Origin of the sequence: Actinokineospora terrae (assembly GCF_900111175.1) — a bacterium.
GTDB lineage: Bacteria > Actinomycetota > Actinomycetes > Mycobacteriales > Pseudonocardiaceae > Actinokineospora > Actinokineospora terrae.
On sequence record NZ_FOGI01000011.1, the window covers coordinates 40,318 to 55,030 of the forward strand.

The 14,713-nt window shown below is 69.8% G+C and carries 14 protein-coding genes, 1 tRNA gene and 1 other RNA gene; 8 read left to right on the forward strand and 8 right to left on the reverse strand.

Translation table 11 applies throughout. From position 1 onward, the window contains the following. Positions 1–20: 20 nt before the first annotated feature. The 3 genes from BMY07_RS24270 to BMY07_RS24280 are packed head-to-tail and all read right to left on the reverse strand — an operon-like array spanning position 21 to position 2,481. Entirely contained in the window at positions 21–665 is a 645-nt protein-coding gene (locus tag BMY07_RS24270; protein WP_170224681.1) for a response regulator transcription factor, read from the reverse strand. Continuing rightward, positions 653–1,780, reverse strand: a complete 1,128-nt coding sequence (locus tag BMY07_RS24275) for a sensor histidine kinase (RefSeq protein ID WP_092783173.1) — start codon at positions 1,778–1,780, stop codon at positions 653–655. Before BMY07_RS24275 ends, BMY07_RS24270 begins: the two co-directional genes overlap by 13 nt. Before the next feature lie 2 nt (positions 1,781–1,782). Next, a complete protein-coding gene (locus BMY07_RS24280) occupies positions 1,783–2,481 on the reverse strand; it encodes a sensor domain-containing protein (protein WP_245782623.1) in 699 nt (232 codons plus the stop codon). A 149-nt stretch (positions 2,482–2,630) separates the two neighbouring features. Here BMY07_RS24280 and ssrA point away from each other — a divergent pair. Then, positions 2,631–3,003, forward strand: a transfer-messenger RNA (tmRNA) gene (gene ssrA / locus BMY07_RS24285). 294 nt (positions 3,004–3,297) lie between these two features. Then, positions 3,298–3,762, forward strand: a complete 465-nt coding sequence (locus tag BMY07_RS24290; protein ID WP_092783176.1) for a hypothetical protein — start codon at positions 3,298–3,300, stop codon at positions 3,760–3,762. On the opposite strand, the gene BMY07_RS24295 is transcribed toward BMY07_RS24290, so the two are convergent. Beyond that, positions 3,752–4,228, reverse strand: a complete 477-nt coding sequence (locus tag BMY07_RS24295; protein WP_092783179.1) for a SixA phosphatase family protein — start codon at positions 4,226–4,228, stop codon at positions 3,752–3,754. The genes BMY07_RS24290 and BMY07_RS24295 overlap by 11 nt on opposite strands. A gap of 89 nt (positions 4,229–4,317) precedes the next feature. On the opposite strand from BMY07_RS24295, the gene BMY07_RS24300 reads away from it, so the two are divergent. After that, positions 4,318–5,859, forward strand: a complete 1,542-nt coding sequence (locus tag BMY07_RS24300) for a sensor histidine kinase (protein WP_092783182.1) — start codon at positions 4,318–4,320, stop codon at positions 5,857–5,859. After that, positions 5,856–6,527 carry a response regulator gene (locus BMY07_RS24305; RefSeq protein WP_092783185.1) on the forward strand — a complete coding sequence of 224 codons (672 nt, stop codon included), beginning with the start codon at positions 5,856–5,858 and terminating at the stop codon, positions 6,525–6,527. Before BMY07_RS24300 ends, BMY07_RS24305 begins: the two co-directional genes overlap by 4 nt. On the opposite strand, the gene BMY07_RS24310 is transcribed toward BMY07_RS24305, so the two are convergent. The 3 genes from BMY07_RS24310 to hrpB all read right to left on the reverse strand — a co-directional run bounded on the left by BMY07_RS24310 (position 6,484) and on the right by hrpB (position 10,297). After that, entirely contained in the window at positions 6,484–7,119 is a 636-nt protein-coding gene (locus BMY07_RS24310; protein WP_425426347.1) for a DedA family protein, read from the reverse strand. The genes BMY07_RS24305 and BMY07_RS24310 overlap by 44 nt on opposite strands. Positions 7,120–7,377: 258 nt before the next feature. After that, a complete protein-coding gene (locus BMY07_RS24315) occupies positions 7,378–7,857 on the reverse strand; it encodes a DUF2127 domain-containing protein (RefSeq protein ID WP_092783188.1) in 480 nt (159 codons plus the stop codon). A gap of 43 nt (positions 7,858–7,900) precedes the next feature. After that, positions 7,901–10,297 (reverse strand): ATP-dependent helicase HrpB, encoded by a 2,397-nt coding sequence (gene hrpB / locus BMY07_RS24320; RefSeq protein WP_092783191.1) that lies wholly within the window; start codon positions 10,295–10,297, stop codon positions 7,901–7,903. Between the two features lie 66 nt (positions 10,298–10,363). On the opposite strand from hrpB, the gene BMY07_RS35940 reads away from it, so the two are divergent. Together BMY07_RS35940 and BMY07_RS24330 are read left to right on the forward strand one after the other, a co-directional pair. Beyond that, a complete protein-coding gene (locus BMY07_RS35940; RefSeq protein WP_425426353.1) occupies positions 10,364–11,146 on the forward strand; it encodes a MauE/DoxX family redox-associated membrane protein in 783 nt (260 codons plus the stop codon). Positions 11,147–11,221: 75 nt separating this feature from the next. Continuing rightward, entirely contained in the window at positions 11,222–12,082 is an 861-nt protein-coding gene (locus BMY07_RS24330) for a DsbA family protein (RefSeq protein WP_092783194.1), read from the forward strand. Between the two features lie 187 nt (positions 12,083–12,269). Here the strand turns inward: BMY07_RS24330 and BMY07_RS24335 are convergent, their stop codons facing one another. Beyond that, on the reverse strand, positions 12,270–13,541 hold the full coding sequence (locus BMY07_RS24335) for a phenylacetate--CoA ligase family protein (protein WP_092783197.1): 1,272 nt from the start codon (positions 13,539–13,541) through the stop codon (positions 12,270–12,272). A 126-nt stretch (positions 13,542–13,667) separates the two neighbouring features. On the opposite strand from BMY07_RS24335, the gene BMY07_RS24340 reads away from it, so the two are divergent. Beyond that, positions 13,668–13,740 (forward strand) — tRNA-Ala (locus tag BMY07_RS24340). 565 nt (positions 13,741–14,305) lie between these two features. Continuing rightward, entirely contained in the window at positions 14,306–14,482 is a 177-nt protein-coding gene (locus BMY07_RS35570; RefSeq protein ID WP_245782650.1) for a hypothetical protein, read from the forward strand. Positions 14,483–14,713: the final 231 nt, after the last annotated feature.

Consider the following 14,713-nt stretch of genomic DNA (forward strand, 5'->3'; position numbering starts at 1 on the left):
CCTAGAGCCGCACAATAGCCCTAGCCGCGGTCGAGAAAGGTAAGGACCGCGCGGACCCTGCGGTGCTCTTCCGAGCTGGGCTCCAGCCCGAGCTTGGAGAAGATGTTGCCCACGTGCTTCTCGACCGCGCCGTCGGAGACCGTCAGGGAGCGGGCGATGGCGATGTTGGACAGGCCCTGCGCCATCAGGCCGAGGACCTCCCGTTCGCGCGGGGTGAGCAGGTCTATCGGGTTGCGTCGTCCTCTGGCCATGAGCTGTGCGATCACCTCCTGGTCGATGCAGGTGCCGCCACCGGCGACTCGGTGCACGGCGTCGACGAAGTCCGCCACGTCGGCGACGCGCTCCTTGAGCAGGTAGCCCACGCCCCCGGCGCCCCCGGCCAGCAGTTCCACCGCGTAGCGCTCCTCGACGTACTGCGAGAGCACCAGCACCGGCAGCCCGGGGATCTCCTCGCGGGCCCGCAGCGCGGCCCGCAGGCCCTCGTCGGTGAACGTCGGCGGCATCCGCACATCGACGATCGCCAGGTCGGGGCGGTGTTCGCTGACCGCGCGCAGCAGCCCGTCCCCGTCGTCGACCGCCGCGACGGTCTCGATGTCCTCGTCGGCGAGCAGCCTGGTCACCCCGACGCGCAGCAGCACCGAGTCCTCGGCGATCACCACGCGCACGGGAGGTCTGCCCTGATCACTGTCGGCCCACCGATGGGGCTCACCACGGTCATCACGCCGTCAATCGTCGCAGCGCGGTCCGCGAGCCCGGCGAGGCCACCCCCCGGACGCAGGACGGCGCCTCCGTCGCCATCGTCGGTGATCTCGACGACGACCTGGTCGCCGGTGGCCCGGTCCGCGCGCCACACCCGCACCGTGACCGCGTTGGCGTTGGAGTGCTTGGCGATGTTGGTCAGCGACTCGCCGACGATGAAGTAAGCGGTGCTCTCCACCGCCGCGGGCGGCCGTGGCTCCACGTTGACGGTTACCTCTACCGGCACCGGGCACTTAGCCGCCAGCGATGACAGTGCCGCGTCCAGTCCCCGGTCGCCGAGCACCGCCGGGTAGATCCCCCTCGCGAGGTCACGCAACTCGGCCACGGCGAGCTTGGCGTCCGCGTGCGCCTCATCGATCAGGGCCTTGGCCATCTCCGGGTCCGCGTCCAGCTTGCCCTTGGCCCTACCCAGCCCCATTGCGACAGCCACCAGGCGCTGCTGCGCGCCGTCGTGCAGGTCGCGCTCGATGCGCCTGCGCTCGGCCTCCGCCGCGTCGACCCCTCGGGCTCGCGACGCCTGGAGGCGGTTCGCCCGCGCGGTCAGGTCCTGCGTGCGGTCGGGTCCGAGCATCGCGATGGTCAACTGCGAGTGCAGCCAGGCGTAGCGGGGTGCGAGGAACAGCGCCAACGGGAACAGCGGGATGCTCACGATCCCCAGCGCGAACCCGATGATCGACAGCGGGAACTCCATCATCAGGTAGGTGACGTCCCGCCAGGTCCGCCGATCGGTCATCAGGGTCTGCCACTGCCGCAGCACGCCGTCCTCGCCGGGGACCATCACCGGCCGTGTAGGCAGATCAGCGCCGAGCAGCAACCGCGCCCACGCTCTATGCACGTTGCCGAAGGCCCTCGCCAAGAGCGCCGCCCCGACAAGGATTGCCACACCGACCCAGATCACCACAGTGCTGATACCGACGCTGATAAGCGTGACCGTGACGACGAAGGTGAACAGGCTAAGAGGGAACGCGCCGATCAGGTACGCGATCGCTCGTGCGGGGTGAGGGTAGGTGCGTGACTCCATCGTTAGACCCCACTCGGCAGCGGCTCGGCACGGTAAGAGCCGAAGAACGACGGCGCAGGACCCAGCAGCGCCCTGGCGTAGTAGGCGTGTGCCCGACCGAGGCCCTTGGTCACCGGTAGCGCCACCGCCAACAGCAGCAGCCCCAGCGCCGCGAACGGCAGCGACTCCACAAACGAGTCCACCACGATCAGCGGGTGGTCCCAGTCGCCGACCCGCCAACTCGCCTCAGGCAGGTACCGGTAGTAGATGGGCAGGAACAACAACCCGAGCGTGAGCGACCACATCGTGATCATCACCGTGAACTCGAACACCCCGATGGGCAGCAACAGCACGAAGTAGCTCACATCCCGCCACGTCGCGACATCCCGCACCCGGGTCTTCCACCGCCCTCGCTCCGGCAGCGGCACGTACGGGCTGGCGATGTAGGTGTCGAGCATCGCGTAGACCCGCGCCCGCTCCACCCGAGCACCCAGCCTCGCCCCCATGACCGCCAACGCCAACACCGGCAGCCCCACCCAGACCACCGCCGTGCTCAACCCCACGCTGAACAGCGTCACCACCGCCACGAACCCGGCGATCCCCAGCGGCAAGTTCATCGCCAGGTACCCGAGCGACCCCAGCACCGACGGGTTCGGCCGCGTCCCGTCCCGCTCGATGACCCCACCGCTGTCGACCGCGCCCATCGCGTCTCGCCTCCTCATGCCGTTGACCACCAGCATCGCGGCCGGAACGGCTCCCCTCCATGGGGGACGCTACCGAGCCAGGGGTAGGGCTGGCCCTACCTCCGGTATCCGGGATGAAACAAGAACCCGGGAGCGTTAGACTGGACGGAAGTTGTCCCAACCCACACGGGGGTGAACGGTTTCGACTCTGGACGTCGAGTCAGGGGAAGCGTGCAGGTGCAGGCGAGATGACCACCTCAAGCGTCGCTCGCAAAACAATAAGCGCCAAGACTAACAGTCGCGCTGACTTCGCCCTCGCTGCCTAAGCGAGCGCAAGTCTGTCGGCCCGGGGAAGCCTCCGCCCCGGTAGCCGGCATCAGCTAGGAGGCTCACCGCCCGCCCCGGTCACGGGGGCGAAGCGGGAAACCCACAGTGGCTGGGCCCGTCACACCGGCTTGTTCGCGTGACCGGTGGGGCCGAGTAGAGACACTGCGAACTGCGCACGGAGAAGTCCTGGTGAAGCGACAGAGGACCCGGGTTCGATTCCCGGCACCTCCACGAGCGACGGGCGACCCATACCTGCGGAGAGCGCAGGTGGGGTCGCCCGTCAACGTTTCTGGGGGACGACCCCAGACCCCCACGGTGCGGTGGGCGCGTGGCGGGGGATGGGCGCGTTGTGTGGTCGGTCTCGAACCAGCGTGGGGCTGGGCCTTTGGCCTTCGCGGGGTTAGGTGGGGTGGGTGGATACGATCTTGGGGGAACTGGGGATGGGGGTTGTGGTGCGTGGGGTTGTTGTTGGGGTTGTGGTGTGTTTAGTGGGGCTGGTGGGGTGCTCGGAGAGGGCTTCCGAGGGCGTTGGGGGGACGACGGGGGCGCCTAGTACGGCGGCGTTCCCGGAGCGGCAAGGTCTGGTTCGAGCTCGACCAGGGCAAGGCGGACAACCCGATCATCCGCGTCTTCACGGCGTTCGCGTCGATCGACCCGCGGCAGGTCGGTACCGCGGTGACCAAGGGCACCCTCGTCGAGGCCAAGCGGGACTACCTCGACGGGCAGGAACTCGCCAAGTACACCCTGGACATCGACGCCACCGCGCTCCCCCCGGACGTCTTCGGGATGCCGATCGGGGACTACGAGACCGAGACCGACAAGGTCAAGACCGAGGTCTGGGTCGGTCCCGGCGGCAAGCTCGCCCGGTTCCAGGCCAGGGTCGACGCGCCGGGCGTCGAGGACGTGGTGGTGAAAGTGGACTACCACCACTGGGGGGACGCGGTGAACGTGCAGGCGCCCCCGCCAGGGGAGGTCGAGGCGATCAGCCCCTGATCGTCTCGGTGAGGAGGAGGTTCGAGGAGTGCGCGGCGGTGGTGAGGCGTTTGCCCGGCCAGCTCAGGACCGCGAGGGCGGCCGTCTTGAACTCCGGGCGCGTGCCGGTAAGAGTCTCCACGACGTCCTCTAGGTCCGGGTTGTGCCCGATCAGCAGGACCGTCTTCGCACCCTCTGGTACTGACCGCAGCACGGTCAGTATCGACTCGGCGCCCTCCCCGTAGAGCTGCTCGTCGAAGGTCGTGGGTGGGACGGCGGTTAACTCGGCCGCGGCCAGCTCCCAGGTCTGCCTGGTGCGGGTCGCGGGCGAGACCAGGGCTAGGTCGATCGCCTCGACGTTGTCGGCCAACCACCTGCCGACCGCGGGGGCGTCACGCCGACCTCGGTCGTTGAGCGGGCGACGGTAGTCCGGCACGCCCTCCGGCCAAGCCGACTTCGCGTGTCGCAGCACCACCAACCGGCGCATGGGCTCCTCCTCATCAGTGGAACCCCCATCGAACCAGCTTTACTTTCGTCAGTGTCGACAACGCACCCCTGGCTTGTAGCGTCGGTCGGGTGGAACGGACGCGAACAGTCGCCGTTGATGTTGCGATCGGGGTAAGCCTCTGCACGTTGTTCGGCCTAGAGGTCCTGTTGAACATGCCGGTCTCGAAGCTCACGTGGGACGTGTTCGCGTTGTTCGGCCTGCTCGTGACCGCGGTCGTAGTGTCCCGGCCGCAGCCTCTCGCGTCGTTCGTCCTGGCTTCTGCCGGTCTGGCTTACCTGGTGCTGGCGGGTGTCGGGAGCGCCAGCTACACCATTGCCGCCGTGTTGACGAGTTACCTGCTCGGGCGCCGCTTGGAAGGGCCTCGACCAGCCGTATACGCGTTCAGCGCTCTAGCCGCCGCCGGGCTCGGTTACGCCATGTTGCTGGGTGTCATCCGGGGCAGGTTGGACACGCAGGTCATGCAGTGGCTGTGGATGGTGTTCGGCCTGGTCCTGCTCGCCGTCTTCCCGTGGTTCGCGGGCCGGTTCATGCGGCAGCGGGCCGAACTGCTGCGGGCCGGGTGGCAGCGCGCCGAGCAACTGGAGCGCGAGCAACGGATCATCGCCGAGCGCGAGCGGCTGCGTGAACGGGCCCGTATCGCCCAGGACATGCACGACTCGCTTGGCCATGAACTGGCTCTTATCGCGCTCCGCGCCGGAGGCCTGGAGGTCGATAGAGGGCTCGATCAGCGCCACCGCCAGGCGGCTGGCGAGCTGCGCATGACCGCCGGACAGGCTTCGGAGACGCTGCGCACGATCATCGGCCTGCTGGGGGAGCCGGGGAGGCTGGCACCGCTGCGGCCTACCAACGACTCCGTCGCGGACCTGGTCGAGAGGGCTAGAGCCTCCGGCATGGCCGTCGACCTCGATGGCGAGGTTGACGTGACCGGGGTTGTTGGGCTCGCCGTGCGCCGGGTGGTGCAAGAGGGCCTGACCAACGCGGCCAAGTACGCCCCTGGGGCCTCAGTGGACGTGCGGGTCGAACGGAACGAGAGCTTCACGTCGGTGTCCGTGGTCAACGGGCCTCCGGTCCGGTCGGTTGCGGCTGACGGAGGTACCCAGCGCGGGCTCATCGGGCTGCGGGAGCGGGCGTTGCTCATGGGTGGCACGTTCGCCGCCGGGCCGGAGGACGGTGGGTTCGCGGTTCGGGTACGGCTACCGCATGACGCGGGCACGGTCGTCGAACCTATCGAGACGACCGAAAGTGTCCGCGAACAAGTTAGGCGTACCGCCCGCCGTGGGCTGATCGTCGCGGTGGGCGTGCCTGCGGCTATCGCGACCGGTCTAGTGGCGGTGATGTTCGGCTATTACGCCTATTCGGTCACGCACTCTGTCCTACCGCTAGAAGACTATGACCGGCTGTGGATAGGTCAGTCCAAGGAGGGAGCGGAGGACATGCTGCCGGAGATGGAGATGCTGGACGCTCCGAGCATGCCCAACCCGCCCGGGGCGGGATGCCGTTACTACCTAGCGGAGCCCGCCATCCTCAACTTCAACACCGCCGTACTCAGGGTGTGTTTCGACGGCGACCGGTTGGTGGCCAAGGACGTTGTCAGGGAGCCCCATCAGTGATCCGCATCCTGCTCGCCGACGACGAGGCCATGATCCGCGCAGGCGTTCGCGCGATCCTGGCCGCCGACGACGGGATCGAGGTAGTCGCAGAGGCGGGAGACGGTCGGACGGCGGTAGAGCTAACGCTTGCGCACAGGCCTGACGTCGCTCTACTCGACATCCGCATGCCCAGCATGGACGGCCTTGCCGCCGCTGTTGAGATCCGCCGGTCTGCGCCGGACACCGCGGTCATCATCCTCACCACCTTCTCCGAAGACTCTTACATCGCGCAGGCGCTCGGAGGTGGCGCGAGCGGGTTCCTACTCAAGTCCGGTGACCCACGAGAGTTGATCGCGGGCGTGCACGCTGTCGCCGAGGGGGCGGCCTACCTGTCGCCCCGGGTCGCTTCGCGGGTCATCGCGGAGCTGTCATCCGGGCCCGCCGCGCGCATGGGCGCACGGGTTGAGGCGCGGGAACGGGTGGAGGCGCTCACCGCGCGGGAGCGGGAGGTGCTCGCGTTGGTCGGCGCCGGGCTGGCCAACGCGGAGATCGCGCGACGCCTGCACCTGGTCGAGGGCACCGTGAAGGCGTACGTCAGCGCGATCCTGACCCGCCTCGACGTCCGCAACCGGGTGCAGGCGGCGATCATCGCGTACGAGGCCGGTCTCGTCGGGCCGACACCCGCTTGATCACGAACCAGCCGACGGCCAGCACGACCAGGCCGAGCACGACCTTCTCGAACACGGAGGCGTAGCCCTCGATGAGGTGCCAGTTCTGCCCGAGCAGGTAGCCCGCGAGTACGAACGCGGAGTTCCAGATAAGACTGCCGGCGGTGGTAAGAAGCGTGAACTTCACCAACGGCATGCGGTTAAGTCCCGCTGGGACGGAGATAAGACTGCGGAAGATGGGCAACATCCTGCCCAGGAACACTGCTTTGCCGCCGTGCTTGTCGAACCAGCGTTCCGTTCTCTCCACATCGGACACATCGAGCAACGGGATCTTGTCCACCAGCGCACGCAGCCGCTCCCGGCCCAACTTCGCTCCGAGCCAGTACAGGGCTAACGCGCCCAGGACTGAACCGAGCGTCGTGAAGAAGATCGCGCTGAACAGCGTGATGCCGCCACGACTGGCGGCGAAACCGGCCAGCGGTAGGAACACCTCGCTCGGTAGCGGTGGGAACAGGTTCTCGGCAGCCACAAGCAGACCGGCGCCAGGGCCGCCGAGCATGTCCATGACGTCCAACGCCCACCCGGTCAGCCCGCCCTCGGGTCCGCTGCTCACGTGTCCTGCCTCCTTTCGCGCCTGCCCGATGGCGTACCCGTTTTGTCGGGTTTCGGAACCCGCGACTCGATCACACCCCGGATGTCGATCACATCGCCCCCTTCGTCGGCTGCCCACGACGCTAGGGCGCGCACCAGTCGGGGCGCAGTGGCTGATCGACACCCCCGGACCCCCGACTTTCGTCAGCCCGAATCACCTGTCCGAGTGAGGCGAACCGCCGTGTCCGCTGTCAATATGGCTGTGTGGAGCCATTTCCGACTACCTGGTCGGCGGGTTCCGCTGGGGAGATCGCTTCCGGAGGTCCCGGTACTCGCGCAGGACGAGCGCGATGGTGATGAGGTCCAGGGCGGCGAAGAACGGCAGCGCGATCGAGCCGGTGTGCACGGCTCGGATCAGTTCGTAGACGACGAAGGCGGTGAGGATGAGCGCGGCGATGGGGTACGCGGGACGGATCTGGCGGTACAGGGCGGCGACGAGGCCCAGTTTCACCATGCCGTGCAGGAGCAGGAAGACGACGGCGAAGACCCGGGTGCTGGGGTTGCCGAAGTCGCGGATCGCGTTGGCCAGGTGGTGGGCGAGGGTCCCGTCGTGGTTGCCCACCAGGTCCCGGGTCAGCAGGTCGTTCGCGAGGCCGGTGAGGACGGTGGTCGGGATGATGGCGAGCACCAGGCCGCCCAGCAGTTGCGCGCCGCCGTCGACGGCCTTGACGGCCAGGGCCGCTCGGAACAATCCATGCACCGGACCAGCATGGGCCCGCCTGCGCCCGCTGTCCTGGCGAGGGTCACCGGCCGCGGTTGATCGTGTGCCGGGTCGGTGGGGCCGTCATCGGGTCCTCCGGCCAGCGGTGCTTCGGGTACCGGCCGCGGAGTTCGGCCCGGACCTGCTGGTAGCCGCCCGACCAGAACGAGGTCAGGTCGGCGGTCACCGCGACCGGGCGACCGGCGGGCGAGAGCAGGTGCAGCACCACCGGCACCCGGCCGTCGACCAGCGTCGGGCCGCTGGTCCAGCCGAACACCTCCTGGATCTTCACCGGCAGCGCGGGCGCGTCGCCGGAGTAGTCCAACCGGATCATCGAGCCCGAGGGGACCTCGACCCGCTCGGGGGCCAGCTCCGCCAGCCGACCGGCCTGCGGCCAGGGCAGCAGCGTGCGCAGGGCCGTAATCATGTCGAGCTTGCGCAGGTCGGCGCGGTTGCGGGCGGACCCGATCCACTGCTCGCCCGCTGCTACGAGCGCCTCGTCCGTCACCTCCGGCCATGGCGGGCCCAGCACGCGGCGCACCAGAGCCAACCGGTCCCGCAGGGACGCCGCCGCCGGGGAGAACCGCACGACGCTGAGACCTTCCCGGCGCAGCCCGGTCAGCACCGCCTCCCGCACCGCCGCGGTGGGTGGGTTCGACAGCGGTTTCTCCCGCAGCACGATCGCACCGAGCCTGCGCACCCGGCGGGCGACCACATCGCCGTCCGCCCAGATCACCTCGTCGCCCTCGACCAGCAGCGGTGCCGCCGCGCTGACCGCCAGGGCCTCGTCAGCGCGGGCCGCGAGCCGGACCCGTCCGTGCGCGGCGCCGGGGCGGCGCTCGGCGATGGCCACCGCCAGCCACTCCGGGTCGCCGAGGCCGCCGGGCGCCTCGACCGCGGTGCCGTTGACCATCAGGTACGCCGTGGACCCGGGGGAGCGGCGCCTGGCCAGGCGCTCCGGGTGCGCGAGGGCGACCACCAGCGCCGGGTCCACCCGCGCTCGCGTCGAACCGGGGACCAGCGCGGTCAGGCGGTCCACCTCGCGCCGCCACCGGCCCGGGTTGGCGCGGAGAGCGCGCAGCGCCGCCTCCAGGTCGACATCGGTGGCCAGGGTGTCGTCGTCCAAGACGGCCACCACCTCGGCGGTGGCCCTGGCGCCCAGCTCGGCCGCGCCGTCGAGCAGGGCGCGGGCCAGTCGCGGGTGCAGGCCGAGCCGGGCCATTGCCCGGCCCCGGTCGGTCACCGCCCCATCGGCGAGGGCGCCCAACGCGGTCAGGGTCTCCCGACCTGCGGCGAGCGGACCCGCGGGCGGCGCGTCCCACCAGCGCAAACCCGATCCGTCCGGGGTACCCCAGCACGCCAGCTCCAGCGCCAACCGGGTCAGGTCGGCGGTGCGGATCTCCGGCTCCGGGTATCGGGGCAGCGTCGCGTGCTCGTTCTCCGGCCAACACCGGTAGACCCAGCCAGGAGCTTCTCGGCCCGCGCGACCCGCGCGCTGCTCCGCCACCGCCGCGGACACCCGCACCGTCGTCAGCCCGGCCATCCCGCGCCGGTGGTCCACGCGTGGCACCCGGGACTGTCCGGCGTCCACCACGATCCGCACACCAGGCACCGTCAGGCTCGATTCGGCGACCGCGGTCGAGAGCACGACCCGTCGGCGTTGACCCTGTCGGAGCGCGGCGTCCTGGTCGGTGCTCGTGAGCCTGCCGTGCAGGGGGAGTACGTCAGCGTCGACTCCGCGCAGGGCGTCCGCGACCCGTCGAATCTCGGCGGCGCCGGGCAGGAACACCAGCACATCGCCGTCCTGCTCCGAGAGAGCACTGTGGACGGTCCTCGCGACGCACTGCTCTATGCGTTCACCGCGCAATGGTGGGCGGTAGAACACATCGACCGGGTAGGTCCGCGCCTCGACGCGTATCACCGGTGCGTCGCCGAGCAAGGTGGCGAGCGTGTCGGAGGCGACGGTGGCGCTCGTGGCCAGCAGTCGCAGATCGGGGCGGAGCCCGTCGCGGGCATCGAGCAGCAGTGCCAGCAACAGGTCGGCGTCGAGGTGCCGCTCGTGGCACTCGTCGAGCAACACGGTGTCCACACCGGACAACTCGGGGTCGCTCTGCAAGCGGCGCACCAACAACCCGGAGGTGACCACCTCGATCCTGGTGTCACGCGAGGTCTTGCGGTCACCCCGCACCGAGTAGCCGACCGTGCGGCCCACCGGCTCGCCGAGGAGGGCGGCCATTCGTGCCGCGGCAGCCCGGGCGGCGAGCCTGCGCGGCTCGGCGACGACGACCTTGCCGGTTTCGGCCAAGGCCAACGGCACGAGCGTGGTCTTGCCGGTACCCGGGGGCGCGACCAGCACCGCCACGCCGTGGTCGGTCACCGTTCGGGTGATCTCGGCCAACGCGGCGCGCACCGGCAGGTCGGGCAGGTCTCTCGGGAGCACCGCACCAGCTTCTCAGGTTGCGCTCAGCGTGCCCGGGTAGCCTCGGTGACCGTGACGAAAGGGACGGTGTTCGACATCGTCGGCACCCTGTTCCGGCTCGGGTTGGCCGGTGTGTGGCTGGTGTCCGGCTGGCTCAAGGTGAGCGACCCGAACCAGACCTACATCGCCGTGCAGGCCTACGACGTGCTGCCCGGCGGGTTGGTCAGCGTGGTCGCCGCGGCGATGCCGTTCCTGGAGCTCGCGCTCGGCGTGCTGCTGCTGCTCGGCCTGGGTACCCGGCTGACCGGCGTGCTGTCGGTGCTGGTGCTGCTGGCGTTCATCGCCGCCGTGGCCCAGTCCTGGGCACGGGGCCTCAGCATCGACTGCGGCTGCTTCGGCGGTGGCGGAGCGGTGGCCGAGGGCGACACGCGCTACCCGCAGGAGATAGCCAGGGACGCGGGCTTCCTGCTCATGGCCGTGTGGCTGGTCGTGCGACCGCGCACCCGGCTGTCGCTCGACGGCCGCTTCGCGCCCACCGCGGCGGACGAGGACGTGGAGCCGGACGACGACCTCGACGACGCTGACCTCGACGACGCTGACCTGGATGGCACCGATCTGGATGGCACCGATCTGGATGGCACCGATCTGGATGGCACCGATCTGGATGGCGCGCAGCTGGATGGCGCCGGCCCGGCCAACACGAGGTTGGGCGGCGCGGGGCTGAGCGGCGCGGGGTCGGCGGGCGTGGGTCTGGTGGACGGGCGCGCGCCTGCGAGCGGGGCGCGGGTGGACGGGGCACGAGCGGATGAAGTGCCGGGACGTGACGAAGCGCCGGGGCGTTCGTCCGGAGAGCGTGGGCCCGCGCGGTAGCGGGTCGGTGGTGACGGCATTGGTGATCGGGGCGTCGGCGGGTTCGCGGGCCGGCGGGCTGGAGGAGAGGTACTGATGGGCGGAGCGCAGCGCAGCGCGCGGAAGCGGCGGCAGAACCAGACGGCCGGTGGCGGTGTGGCGACCTCGACCGGGTCGAGGGGCGCCGCGGCGGCCAAGGCGGGTCCGGCCGGGCGGAAGGCGAGTCCGGTCGCGGCGGCCAGGCGCTCCGGCGGGAATCGCAACCCGATCATCGTCGGCGTGCTGGTCGTGGTGGTCATCGCGGCGGCCGTGATCGGCGGCGTGATCTACACCAACAGCCAGAAGAGCGCCACCGAGGGCGCCGCCATCGCGCCCAAGTCCGTGAGCGTGACCGTCCCGGTGACCAGGGACGGCGCCGTCGTCGTGGTCGGCAAGGCGGACGCCAAGGCCACCGTCGACGTCTACGAGGACTTCCTCTGCCCGGCTTGCCGCTCGTTCGAGGACACCTACGCCGGGCAGATCGAGGGCAAGCTCACCGACGGCACCCTCAAGGTCCGCTTCCACATGCTCAACATGCTCAACGACCGCTCGGACCCGGCCGGGTACTCGACCGACTCGGCCAACGCCGCCCTGCTCGCCGCCGACGAGGGCAAGTTCCTCGCCTTCCACAAGAGCCTGTTCGCCAACCAGCCCGAGGAAGGCGCCCGCGGCTGGACCAAGGAGCAGCTCATCACCCTGGGCGGCGCCCTCGGCCTGACCTCCCAGGCCTTCACCGACGGCGTCCGTTCCGGCAAGTACGACCAGCAGATCACCGACGCCTTCAACCAGGTCAGGAGCACCGACTACCTGCAGCAGGAGTACAACGGCCAGAAGGCGTTCGGCACCCCGACCCTCGCCGCGAACAACAAGGTCATCGACACCAGCGACCCGAACTGGCTGAGCGCCCTGACGGGCTGAGCGCCCTGACGGGCTGAGCGCCCTGACGGGCTGAGCGCCCTGACGGGCTGGTCCGTGTGGTCACTCCCTGATCAGTGGCCCGCGTCCTCGTGGCGCGGGGCGTCGGGTTCCAGGTGCTCACCCGGGCGCCGCTTGGTGGGCGGCACCGTCTGGGTGCTCGTGGCCGCCGGGCGAGGCGAGCTCGGCGTCAGTCCCAGGTCAGGCCAGGCAGGGGGCTGTCGCCGTCGGTCCAGCGGGCGAGGCGTTTGGCCTTGCCGGTGTCGGTGCGGGGGATGGCGCCGGGGGGCAGGACGCGCACGTCGCAGCCCACGCCGAGGCGTTCGCGCAGCGCGGCGGTGAGGGCCGCGGCCACGGGGGCGGGGTCGATGTCGGTCCTGGTCTCCACCGCGAGCCGCAGTTCGGGGCGCGCGGGCACCCGGCGGTCCTCGACAACGAGGTAGTGCGGGCTGAGCCGGGCGTCGGCGAGCAGCACCGCCTCCACCTCGGTGGGGAACACGTTGACCCCGCGGATGACCAGCATGTCGTCGGTGCGGCCGAGCAGCTTCGACATCCGGTGCGGCGCGTCCGCCGTGGGCGGGGTGAGGGTCGCGACGTCGCCGGTGCGGTAGCGCAGCAGTGGCATGCCGGTCTTGGTCAGCGTGGTGAACACCAGCTCGCCGGGTGTCCCGTCCGGCACCGGCTCGCCCTCGGCGTCGACGCACTCGGGGTAGAAGTGGTCGTCGGCGATGTTGAGCAGCCCACCGGAGTCCAGCGCCTCGCACGCCACCCCCGGCCCGATGACCTCGGACAGCCCGTAGATGTCCAGTGCGCGGATCCCCAGCAACCCCTCGATCTGGACCCGCATCTCCTCCGTCCACGGCTCCGCCCCGAACAACCCCACCCGCAGGCTGTTCGGCGCCCCGCCCAGCGCCTCACCCAGGTGGATGGCGTACGACGGCGTGCAGGTCAGCACGTCCGGCCGCAGGTCCTGGATCAACCGCACCTGCCGCTCGGTCATCCCGCCCGAGAGCGGCACCACCGTCGCCCCCAACCGCACCGCCCCGTGGTGGATGCCCAACCCCCCGGTGAACAGCCCGTACCCGTACGCGTTGTGCACCACGCTCCGGCTCGTCACCCCGGCCCCCGCCAGCGCCCGCGCCACCACCTCCGCCCAGATCTCCAGATCCCGCGCGGTGTACGGCACCAGCGTCGGCCGCCCACCCGTCCCCGACGACCCATGAACACACACCACGTCATCGGCATCCACCGCCCGCAACCCGTACGGGTAGTGGTCCCACAGATCCCGCTTACCGATCGTGGGCAACCGCCGCAAACTCACCAGGTCGACATCACCCCCACCGGTGACCCCGCAGTCCCGCAACCGCTGCCCCTGCACGCCCCCAGCGGCCAACAACCGGTCCACCAGCCCACGCAACCGGTCGAGCCGCAATCCAACCCCCAACACCTCACCAGCGGTCATCCCCACGGTCTAACACCCCGAACCCCCCGACGGGAACCCCCAACCCACCCCCCGATTTCACCCACCCCCACCCGGTGTTGTAACGTATGCGCAGCACGCCGGGTACTTCACCGGCATGACTGGTACGGGGCTGTAGCGCAGTTGGTAGCGCATCACACTGGCAGTGTGAGGGTCAGGGGTTCGAATCCCCTCAGCTCCACAATTGAATGTTCGTCATTTTCGCCCGCTGACCTGCGTGAACTTGGTCGGCGGGCGATCTTGTTTGTCCGTCCCGAATGGACGGTGACGGCGGTAAGTGGAGCGAAACTGGAGCAGCGCCCGAAATCCCGCGATATAGGGTCATGGGTTTGCTCCAGCTCCACGTAGACGTTCGAAGGCCATGTCGTGTTCGTGGGGTAGTTCCGTGCCTTGTGGGGCGGCGTCCCGGTCGTGGCTGTGCACGTGGATGTGGTCGATTTGGTTCCGTGTCCTAGGTGGCGGTCCTGGGGGATCGTTGCGGCAGAGCGTGCCGCGGTCAGGTCGAGGGGCGAGGTGGTTGCGCCGTGGTCTCTCGTAGCAAGGTGGGAGGCGGGGGTGGGTGGCCGGTCAGTCGGGACATGGCGTGCGCGATGGCCCAGCGGTGACGGCTCAACCACTGCGGGCTCGGGCGGTGCGGACTCGGATACGCCTACCTCGCGGCCATTGCCGCGGTCGCTCGACCAACTCGGCCCGGTGCCACATCGGGACGCACGCGGCGGCCACCCACGGACCCGGTCAACTGCCTGCTGTCCTTCGGCTACGCCATGCTCCGCGTCGCCGTCCACGGCGCCTGGACCAGGTCGGCCTTGACCCCTACCTCGGATTTCTACGGCATCTGTCAACTTGACCGCGGTGCGTTCAGCGCGGCTCGCCATCTCGGTGCCGCTATGGACGCACGGCACCACGGGCCGTTCATCATCTGATAGAACCACCCATGGCCTGTCAACAGCAGGTACGTGTGTGAGGTGCCAGAGGCGCCGCACGCGTGTTCGGAACCTCTAGCGTGCGTTGACACGCCGGGAGGTCCCGAACCTCGACACGGCGCGTCATCCCAGACAGCGGGACGATCAACCGGACCGAATGACCTGCCATTGGCATAACCCCTGCTCAGGCAGGGCAGCGCCGACCCTCGCGGGTCGGCGAGGATCGCAACC